This window comes from Streptomyces sp. NPDC059906 (assembly GCF_042730645.1).
Lineage (GTDB): Bacteria > Actinomycetota > Actinomycetes > Streptomycetales > Streptomycetaceae > Streptomyces > Streptomyces rubrogriseus.
In genome coordinates this window covers 61,285-70,871 of sequence record NZ_JBHWKU010000035.1, presented here as the reverse complement: position 1 = coordinate 70,871, position 9,587 = coordinate 61,285, and the positions used below count along the sequence as shown (strand labels likewise).

8 protein-coding genes are annotated in these 9,587 nt (G+C 73.1%); all 8 read right to left on the bottom strand.

Going from position 1 to position 9,587, the window contains the following annotated elements; translation table 11 throughout:
- Nucleotides 1–89: 89 nt before the first annotated feature.
- The 8 genes from ACFV9J_RS34685 to ACFV9J_RS34650 are packed head-to-tail and all read right to left on the bottom strand — an operon-like array spanning nucleotide 90 to nucleotide 9,414.
- Nucleotides 90–1,583: an FAD-dependent oxidoreductase gene (locus tag ACFV9J_RS34685; protein WP_385361206.1), complete on the bottom strand. Its 1,494-nt coding sequence runs from the start codon at nucleotides 1,581–1,583 to the stop codon at nucleotides 90–92.
- Nucleotides 1,580–2,512, bottom strand: coding sequence for a VOC family protein (locus ACFV9J_RS34680; RefSeq protein WP_385361204.1), 933 nt, complete (start codon nucleotides 2,510–2,512; stop codon nucleotides 1,580–1,582). Before ACFV9J_RS34680 ends, ACFV9J_RS34685 begins: the two co-directional genes overlap by 4 nt.
- 23 nt (nucleotides 2,513–2,535) lie before the next feature.
- The gene (locus ACFV9J_RS34675) at nucleotides 2,536–3,720 is read right to left on the bottom strand and encodes an acyl-CoA dehydrogenase family protein (RefSeq protein WP_385361202.1); all 1,185 of its coding nucleotides are present in this window, start codon (nucleotides 3,718–3,720) and stop codon (nucleotides 2,536–2,538) included.
- Between the two features lie 8 nt (nucleotides 3,721–3,728).
- Nucleotides 3,729–4,781, bottom strand: a complete 1,053-nt coding sequence (dmpG, locus tag ACFV9J_RS34670; RefSeq protein ID WP_385361200.1) for a 4-hydroxy-2-oxovalerate aldolase — start codon at nucleotides 4,779–4,781, stop codon at nucleotides 3,729–3,731.
- A 28-nt stretch (nucleotides 4,782–4,809) separates the two neighbouring features.
- Nucleotides 4,810–5,733 carry an acetaldehyde dehydrogenase (acetylating) gene (locus tag ACFV9J_RS34665; RefSeq protein ID WP_385361197.1) on the bottom strand — a complete coding sequence of 308 codons (924 nt, stop codon included), beginning with the start codon at nucleotides 5,731–5,733 and terminating at the stop codon, nucleotides 4,810–4,812.
- 56 nt (nucleotides 5,734–5,789) lie between these two features.
- A complete protein-coding gene (locus tag ACFV9J_RS34660) occupies nucleotides 5,790–6,827 on the bottom strand; it encodes a 2Fe-2S iron-sulfur cluster-binding protein (protein WP_385361195.1) in 1,038 nt (345 codons plus the stop codon).
- A complete protein-coding gene (locus ACFV9J_RS34655; RefSeq protein WP_385361193.1) occupies nucleotides 6,824–8,518 on the bottom strand; it encodes an FAD-binding protein in 1,695 nt (564 codons plus the stop codon). Before ACFV9J_RS34655 ends, ACFV9J_RS34660 begins: the two co-directional genes overlap by 4 nt.
- A complete protein-coding gene (locus ACFV9J_RS34650; protein WP_385361190.1) occupies nucleotides 8,515–9,414 on the bottom strand; it encodes an alpha/beta fold hydrolase in 900 nt (299 codons plus the stop codon). Before ACFV9J_RS34650 ends, ACFV9J_RS34655 begins: the two co-directional genes overlap by 4 nt.
- Nucleotides 9,415–9,587 lie beyond the last annotated feature (173 nt).

The following is a 9,587-nucleotide window of genomic DNA, read 5'->3' as shown; positions in this document are numbered from 1 at the left end:
GCGCCCCGCGCCTCCCCCCCGGCGGGGCCGCCCCCCCCTCGGGGGGGGGCGGCGCCCCCCCCCCCGCCCCCCCCCCGGCCCCACCGCGTTCAGGAGGCGGACCGAGGCCCCGCCGCTGCCGCCACTCCGGCCCGGCGGCCGAAGAACGTCCCGTCACCGAGCGACGTACCGCTCACGTATCCCTCGCCGTGGATGCCGGAGGCCGCCCGCCCCGCGGCGAACAGGCCGGGCAGGACGGCGCCGGACACGTCGAGCACGGCGCCGTCCACGGTGGTGCGCAGCCCGCCGAGGGTGAACCCGGCGACGCCCGTCCCCGCTCCCGCGCTCGGCCGGCCGCCCTGGTGGAAGCCGGCCCTGGGGTCGATCGCCGCGAACGGCCCCTCCAGCGGGCGGAGCCAGCGCGCGTCCTTGTGGAAGTACGGGTCCCGCCCGCGCGCCGCGTGCGTGTTGTAGGTGCCGACGGACGACTCCAAGGCCCCTGGTGGCATGCCGAGTTCGCTCTCCAGCTCGCCGAGGGTCTCGGACACGAACCGGGGGACGACGCCCCAGCGTTCGCGCTCGGGCACCGCCTCGTAGCCCTCCTCGTCGAGGATCACCCAGTAGGGCGCGGGCTGGGTCAGCACGGCGGCCACGCTGAACAGGCCCGGGTAGACGTCCTCGTTGACGAAGCGCTGCCCGTGGGCGTTGACGAGCATGCCCCGCACGGCCAGGGCGGGCAGTGCCGTCAGGGCCAGTTCGACCACGCCCATGCGGCGGGTCGCGGCACCGAGGGCGGCGGCCATCCGGATGCCGCTGCCGTCGTCGAGGCCGTCGCTGACCCTGCCGTGGGCGAGCAGGTGCGGGGCGTGGTCGGCGAGCATCTCCTCGTTGTCGGCGAAGCCGCCGGTGGTGAGCACCACTCCCCCGCGCGCCCGGTAGGCCAGGTCCTCACCGTGCCGGCGGGCGGTGACGCCGACGACGCGGCCGGTGCCGTCCACGATCAGGGCGGTGGCCAGGGTGTCGGCGTGCGTCACCGCGCCCGCCTCCTCCGCGGCGGCGACCAGCTTCTCCATCACCAGCCAGCCGCCGAACGCCTCGGTGGCCGTGCGGTGGCCGCGGGGCGCGGGCCGGGCGATCTCGTTGTACGGCCAGGCGTTCTCGCCCAGCCACATCAGACCGTCCCGGGTGGTCGGCATCCAGGTCGGCGCGTCCCACAGGGTCGGTTCGAAGGCCAGTCCCCGGTCCACGAACCACTGGAAGTGGGCGACGCTCTCCTCGCAGTACAGGCGCAGCTTCCCGTCGTCGGTGTGCGGTCCGAGGGCCGCCCGGAGGTAGGAGTACATCTCCTCGGGGCTGTCCTCGAAGCCGCAGGCCTTCTGCACCTCGGTGCCGCCGCCCAGGTACAGCTCGCCGCCCGACAGTGCGGACGACCCGCCGGGGCCGCCCGCCCGTTCCAGGACCAGGACGCCGGCGCCCGCCGACGCGGCCTCGAAGGCGGCGGCGGCCCCGGCGCACCCGTGTCCGACGACGAGTACGCCGGTCTCGGCGGCCCAGCGGGTGACGGTCTCGGCGCGGACAGGGGTCACCGGCCGGGCGGTGCTCACGCGCCGGTCCCGGGCGGCGGGGTGAAGGCGGCGAGCGGCTCGGAGCCGGACCAGTCGTGGCCCCAGTAGCTGTCGGCGGTGATCTCCTCGGCGGTGTAGTGCCGTTCGTCGACGCGCATGCCCTCGCAGCCGTACTCGATGTCCCAGCCGCCGGGGGCGCGCACGTAGAAGGAGACCATCTTGTCGTTGGTGTGCCGGCCCAGCGTGGAGGAGAGGGAGAAGTTCCGCTTGTTGACGTTGTCGAGGGCGCGGCCGACGGCGTCGAGGGTGTCGACCTCGACCATGAGGTGGACCAGGCCGGGTTCGCCGCTGTGCGGGGCGGGGCAGACGGCGAGGCTGTGGTGGCGTTCGTTGACGCCCATGAAGCGCACTCGGCGGGGCGGCGCGTCGGGCGCCTGGCCGCTGAGCCGGATCCCGCCGCGCGGCAGGAAGCCCAGTACCTCGGTGTAGAAGGCGACCGTGTCGTCCATGGCGGTGGTGGGCAGCACGACGTGCCCCATGCCCTGCCCGTCGGTGACGAACCGCTGCCCGAGGCCGGTCAGTACGGGGCTGTGGTCGAGGACCGGCGCGAAGAACACCTCGACGGGTACGCCCGCCGGGTCCTCGAAGGCCAGGGCGGCCTCGACTCCCCGGTCGTCGGCCTCCTCCTGGCTGAGCATCTTCACGGCCGTGCCGGACGCCTCGACGGCGCGGCCGACGGCGGCCAGGGCGAACTGGTCGCGCACCTCCCAGCCGACGGACAGCACGCGGTCGGTGTCACCGGGCAGGACGACGAGCCGGGATCGGCGCTCGTCCATCCGCAGGTACAGGCCGTCGGGGTCGGGGCCCGACCCCTCGGCGAACCCGAGGGCGTCCACGGTGAGTTCGCGCCAGCGGTCGATGTCGCGGGTCTGGACCCGGAGGTAGCCGAGTCCTCGGATCTGGGTCATGTCTGGTCCGTCCTCCCTGGTGGTCAGATCATCGAGCGCATCGGGCCCTGCGGCGGCTCCACGCCGATCTCCGTGAGGGCGGAGGCGTGGAAGACGGCCCCGGGCACGTGGATGGCGTGCGCCAGGCCCGTGTGCACGTCGCGCCAGAAGCGCTGGATCGGGTTGTCGAGCCGCATGGCGTTGCCGCCGGAGCGGGCCACGATCTCGTCGACGGCGCGGACCGCGCGCCAGGCGGCGGCGGCCTGGGTGCGCCGGCCGACGGCACGGCGCTCGAAGGTGATCTCCTGTCCGGCGGCGACCATGTCGTACATCCGGCTGACGTTGTCGAGGAGCGCGGCACGGGAGGCGGCGATCTCGGCCGCCGCCTCCCCGACGGCGTAGAGGACGTACGGGTCGTCCCGCACCGCCTGCCCGGTGATCTGCACGCGGTCGCGCTGGTGGGCGAGGTGGTGGGCGAGGGCGCCCTCGCACATGCCGATGACGGCGGAGGTGATGCCGAGCGGGAAGGCGGCGGAGAACGGCAGCCGGTAGGCGGGATTGGTCAGACCGGACTCGGCGGCCAGGGAGCCGTCCACCACCTTGGCGTACTCGATGACCCGGTAGGCGGGGACGAAGGCGTCCTTGACGACGACGTCCTTGCTGCCGGTGCCGCGCAGGCCGACGACGTTCCAGGAGTCCTCGACGATCTCGTAGTCGGCGCGCGGCAGGATGACGTGCACGGACCGCGGCGGGTTCAGCCGGTTGCCGTCGGCGTCGGCGAGGAAGCCGCCGAGGAAGATCCACTGGCAGTGGTCGGTGCCGGAGGAGAACTGCCAGCGGCCGTTGAAGACGTAGCCGCCGTCGACGGGTTTGAGCAGGCCCATCGGCGCGTACGGGGAGGCGATCCAGGTGTCCGGGTCCTCGCCCCAGACCTCCTCCTGGACCCGCGGGTCGGCCATCGCCATCTCCCAGGGGTGCACGCCGACGACACCGGCGACCCAGCCGGTGGCGCCGTCGCAGGCGGCGATGCGCATGACGGTCTCGGCGAACTCGCGCGGGTGCAGTTCGAGTCCGCCATATGTCTTGGGCTGGAGCATGCGGATGGCGCCGACGTCGCGCAGGACCTTGACGGCCTGGTCGTCGAGCCGGCCGAGGGCTTCGTTGGCGGGGCCGAGGGCGCTGATCTCGTCGGCGCGTGCCTCGACGGCCTCGAGTATTGGATTGGTCATGGCTGTGCTCACTTCCGCGGGGAGGTCGGTGCGGTGGTGCGGTCCCTCTCGGCGAGGCCGACCGCGATCTCGATGAGCTGGTCCTCCTGGCCGCCGACGAGTCTGCGGCGCCCGGCCTCCAGCAGGATCTCGGCGCCGGACACCCCGTACTTGCCGGCCTGGCGGGCGGCGTGCTTCAGGAAGCTGGAGTAGACGCCGGCGTAGCCCATGGTCAGCGACATGCGGTCGAGCAGGCACTCGCCGTCCATGACGGGCCGGACGACGTCCTCGGCGGCGTCGATGATCTTGAGCACGTCGATGCCGGTGCGGATGCCCAGGCGTTCGGCGACGGCGGCGAAGCCCTCGACGGGAGTGTTGCCGGCGCCCGCGCCGAAGCGGCGGGTGGAGCCGTCGATCTGGGTGGCCCCGGCGCGCACGGCGAGCACCGAGTTGGCGACGCCGAGGCCGAGGTTCTCGTGGCCGTGGAAGCCGACTTGTGCGTCGTCGCCGAGTTCGGTGACGAGGGCGGCGATGCGGTCGCTCGTCTCCTCCATGACGAGGGCGCCGGCGGAGTCGACGACGTAGACGCACTGGCAGCCGGCGTCGGCCATGACGCGGGCCTGCCGGGCCAGTGCCTCGGGCGGGCTGCTGTGCGACATCATCAGGAACCCGACGGTCTCCAGGCCCAGTTCGCGGGCGAGGCCGAAGTGCTGGACGGCGATGTCGGCCTCGGTGCAGTGGGTGGCGATCCGGCAGATCGAGGCGCCGTTGTCGGCGGCCTCGCGGATGTCGTCCTGGAGGCCGAGGCCGGGCAGCATCAGGAAGGCGATCTTCGCGCGCCGTGCGGTCTTCACGGCGGCCTTGATGAGTTCCTGCTCGGGGGTGTGGCTGAAGCCGTAGTTGAAGGAGGACCCGCCGAGGCCGTCGCCGTGGGTGACCTCGATGACGGAGACGCCCGCGTCGTCGAGGGCGGCCACGATGGAGGTGACGTGGTCGACGGTGAACTGGTGCTGCTTGGCGTGCGAGCCGTCCCTGAGGGACGAGTCGGTGACGCGGATGTCCAGGTCGGTGCTGTAGGGCATGACTCGTGTACTCCTCGGTGGGCGGGTCTCAGGCACCGGCGCGGCGGGCGGTGATCCGCTGGGCGAAGCCCTCGCCGACCTTGGTGGCGGCGGCGGTCATGATGTCGAGGTTCCCGGAGTACGGGGGCAGGAAGTCGCCCGCGCCCTCCACCTCCAGGAACACCGCCACCCGGGCGAGTCCGCCGCTGACCGGGGTCGGCTCGTCGAACTGCGGCTCGGTGCGCAGCCGGTAGCCGGGCACGTAGGAGGCGACCATGGCGACCGTCTCGTGGATGGAGGCGGTGACGGCGGCGTGGTCGGCGTCGGCGGGGATCGCGCAGAAGACGGTGTCCTGCATGAGCATCGGGGGTTCGGCCGGGTTGAGGATGATGATGGCCTTGCCCTTGGCGGCGCCGCCGATGGTCTCGATGCCGCGGCTCGTGGTGAGGGTGAACTCGTCGATGTTGGCGCGGGTGCCGGGCCCGGCGGACGGCGAGGCGACGCCGGCGACGATCTCCGCGTACGGCACCTCGGTGACCCGGGAGACGGCGTGCACGATCGGGATGGTGGCCTGGCCGCCGCAGGTGATGAGGGAGACGTTCGGCGCGTCGAGGTGGTCGCCGAGGTTGACGGCGGGCACGACGGCGGGGCCGATGGCGGCGGGGGTCAGGTCGATGGCCTGGATGCCGAGTGCGGCGTAGCGGGGCGCGTTGGCCTTGTGGACGTACGCGGAGGTGGCCTCGAAGACCAGGTCGGGCCGCTCGCTGCCGGACAGCAGCGGTTCGACGCCGTCGGCGCCGGTGTGCAGTCCGTGGTCGGCGGCGCGCTTGAGGCCCGGGCTCTGCGCGTCGATGCCGATCATCCAGCGCGGCTCGATGGTCTCGGAGCGCAGCAGCTTGTACATCAGGTCCGTGCCGATGTTGCCGGATCCGACGATCGCGGCGGTCGCCTTGGTCACTGTTTCGAACCTCATCAGAGTCGAGGAGTCCGTCGAGGGGGTCCAGAGAAGAGAGGGGGGCGGGAGGGCGGTCAGCCGTCGTAGGTGACCTTCAGCCGGTCGCTGACCGGGCGGGCCTGGCAGGCGAGGACGAGTCCGTCGGCCAGGTCCTGGGCGTCGAGGACCTCGTTGCGTTCCATGACGACCTCGCCCTCCACCAGGACGCAGGCGCAGGCGCTGCACGCGCCCTCCCGGCAGGAGTAGGGGGCGTCGAGTCCGGCCGCGAGGAGCACGTCGAGCAGGGGCCTGCCGCGCGGCCAGTCGACGGTGCGGCTCTCCCCGTCCAGCTCCACCTCGGCCGTGCTGACGGGCCCCTCGGTGTCGGCGTCCGGGTCGTGGTCCGGCTCCGTGAAGGGGTCGCCGGTCAGGGAGGTGAACCGCTCGACGGTGATCCGGCCGGCGGGCACCCCCAGGTCGGCGAGGGCGCCCGTGGCCAGGTCCATGAAGGGGCCGGGCCCGCACACGAAGGCGGGTCGGCCGGCGTACGGCGCGGCGAGGGCCCGCAGTCCGGACGCCGTGGGCCGGCCCTGGAGGGACTCCAGCCAGTGCAGGACGGTGAGCCGGTCGCCGTACTGCCGTGCCAGCGCGGTCAGTTCCTCGCGGAAGATGACGGACTGCTCGTCCCGGTTGGCGTAGACGAGGGTGACGCGGCCGGTCCCGGCGTGCAGTGCGGACGCGAGGATCGACATGACGGGGGTGATGCCGCTGCCCGCGGCGAGCAGGAGGAAGTCGCCGTCGAGGGAGTCGGGAGTGAAGGTGCCCGCGGGCCGCAGCACCTGGAGGGTGTCGCCCTCGGTGACGTGGTCGCAGATCCAGTGGGAGGCGTAGCCCCCGGCGGTGCGTTTGACGGTGACCTTGAGCAGCTCGTCGCGGACCGGGGAGCTGCACAGCGAGTAGCAGCGCGCGGCGCCGCCGTCCCGCTCGGAGGGCACCCGCAGGGTGAGGAACTGGCCCGGGCGGTAGGCGAACGCGGCCCGGTCCTCCTCGGCGGGCTCCAGGACCAGCGAGTGCGCGTCGGCCGTCTCCCGGATTACCTTGACGACCCGTACGGTCAGCGGCCCCGGGCTCACGGCGCGTCCTGGGCGGTGACGGGCCCGGTGCGGGCGGCGGCCGCGTGCCGGGCGGCGATGTGGCCGAACACGATGGAGGGGCCGATGGTGGCGCCCGGACCGGCGTACTCGCCTCCCATCACCGACGCCGAGGTGTTGCCGGTGGCGTACAGTCCGGCGATGGCCGAGCCGTCCTCGCGCAGCACCCGGCTGTGCTCGTCGCAGACCAGGCCGCCCTTGGTGCCGAGGTCGCCGACCTCGATGCGCACCGCGTAGTAGGGGGCCCTGTCGATCTCGTCGAGGTTGGGGTTGGTGAGGGTGGGGTCGCCGTAGTAGCGGTCGTAGGCGCTGTCGCCGCGGCCGAAGTCGGTGTCCTTGCCGGTGCGGGCGAAGCCGTTGAACCGCGCCACGGTCTCGGCCAGCGTGTCGCGCGGGACGCCGATCCGCTCGGCGAGTTCCTCGATGCTGTCGGCGCGGTGCACGGTGCCCTTGTCGTAGAACGCCTTGGGGAACGGCAGGCCGGGCAGCACCTGGGCGAAGGGGTAGCGGGCGCGGGCCTTGGCGTCCATCACGAACCAGGCGGGCACGTGGCCGCCGGCCAGCTGGTCGTGGACGAAGTTGACGTACGGCGACGACTCGTTGGTGAAGCGCCGACCGTCGCCGGAGACGATCACCGACGGCGGGATGCAGCGCTCGGAGACGAGCGGGACGGTGGCGCCGGAGGGGTGGTGCACGGACGGCATCCACCAGGCGTCGTCCATGAGGTCGAGGGCGGCGCCGAGGGCCTGGCCGGCCATAATGCCGTCGCCGGTGTTCTCGACGGCTCCGGCGCTGTGGTTGTCCCGGCCGCCCTCGGGGAGGTACTTCTCGCGCATCTGCGGGTTGTGGTCGAAGCCGCCGGTGGCGAGGAGCACGCCGCGGCGGGCACCGACGCGCACGGTGCGGCCGTCGCGGGTGACGACGACCCCGGTGACCTTCCCGGCGTCGTCGACGACGAGTTCGGTCATCGGGCTGCGCAGCCACACCGGTACGCCGGCGTCCTTGAGGGCCATGCGCAGGCGGGCGACGAGGGCGCGGCCGCCGGTGGCCATGTGGCGGCGGCGCACGACGTTGGAGGAGACCCGCCAGGCGGCCACGACCGACGCCCAGCGCCCGCGCCAGGTCCGCTTGACCATGGCGAGGTCGCGGTAGTCCTTCGCGGTGATCCACAGGCCGAGGGGGCCCTTGAGGCTGTTGGGCCGCTGGTGCCTCTCGTCCTCGCCGAGCCTGCGGGTGTCGAAGGGCAGCGCCTCCACGGACCGGCCGAGCGGGCGGCCGCCGTCGTACTCGGGGTGGTAGTCGGCGTACCCCTTGACCCAGAAGAACCGCAGCCAGCGGCTCTTGCCGAGCAGTTCCATCGCCGCGGGCCCCTGGTCGACGTAGGCGTCGAGGCGGGCTGCGGGCACCCGGCCCTCGGTGAGCCGGTCCAGGTAGCGGCGGATCGACTCGCGGCTGTCGTCGTGGCCCTTGGCGCGCAGGGTGGGGTTGTTGGGGATCCAGATGCCGCCGCCGGAGATGCCGGTCGTGCCTCCGTACATCGCCCCCTTCTCGACGACGACGGTGCTCAGTCCGCTGTCGGCGGCGGTCAGCGCGGCGGCCATGCCGCCTCCGCCGCTGCCGACGACGACGAAGTCGAACTCCTCGTCCCAGCCCTGCCGGGCGGGGGCGCTCACGCCGCGTCCTTGCGGGTCGCGTCCGCACCGGCCGATGCCTCGCGGGTCAGGAAGGCGAGGACCGCGCTCTCCCAGGCGGCCTTCTGCTCGATCATCACCCAGTGCCCGCAGTCGGGGAAGACGTGCAGTTCGGCGTCCGGGATGGTGCGCATGGGCAGGAGCGCCATGTCGACGGGGCTGACGCGGTCGTCGCGGCCCCAGGTGAGCAACGTCTTCGCCTTCAGCCGGTGCAGCAGCGCCCAGTAGGGGGCCTCGTCGGAGGCGGCCGCGGCGGCGGCGCGGGCGGCGAAGGCCTCGCTGCCGTACATCAGGCGGGCGCTCGCGAGCGTCTCCGGGTCGGTGGCCTGCGCCCAGCGCTCCTCGATCAGTTCCTCGGTCACCAGTGCCGGGTCGTACACCATCGAGTGGAGCCAGCGCACCAGGCCCTCGCGGGAGGGCGCGTCGGTGAACTCGGTGAGCAGTTTGATGCCTTCGCCGGGCGCGGGGCTGAACACGTTGCGGCCGATGCCGCCGATCGTCACCAGGCGGCGCACCCGGTCGGGGTGTTCGAGCGCGAGGCGGGTGCCGACGATGCCGCCCATGGAATTGCCGATGACGTCGACCCGCTGAAGGCCGAGGCCGTCCAGGAACCGGATGACCGACGAGGCCGCGGTCGCCATGGGGTGGCCGTCGGCCGGGTCACTGACGCCGAAACCGGGGAACTCCAGGACGAGGCAGCGGAAGTGCTCGGCGAACGTGCCGAGGTTGTGGCGGTAGTTGCGCCAGCCGGTGACGCCGGGGCCCGAACCGTGCAACAGCAGCAGGGGTGGGCCGTCTCCGGCCTCGTGATAGCGCAACACGCCCTCATCGGTGGGGAGTTCGCGCAGTGTGGAGTCGTGGCTCAGCTCCGTCATCATCCCTGCCCTCGCTTGACCTCGGTGGTCGATGGCCCTGGACGGTAGTCAGGGCCGGCGGGGCCGCGCGGGACACGTCTCGGTCAGCGGGATGCGTACCGCCGGGACGGGTCCGGCCCAGTCCGGCAGCCCGGGCCGGTGGGCGGTTCCACTCATCGGGAACGGTCACCCGGCCC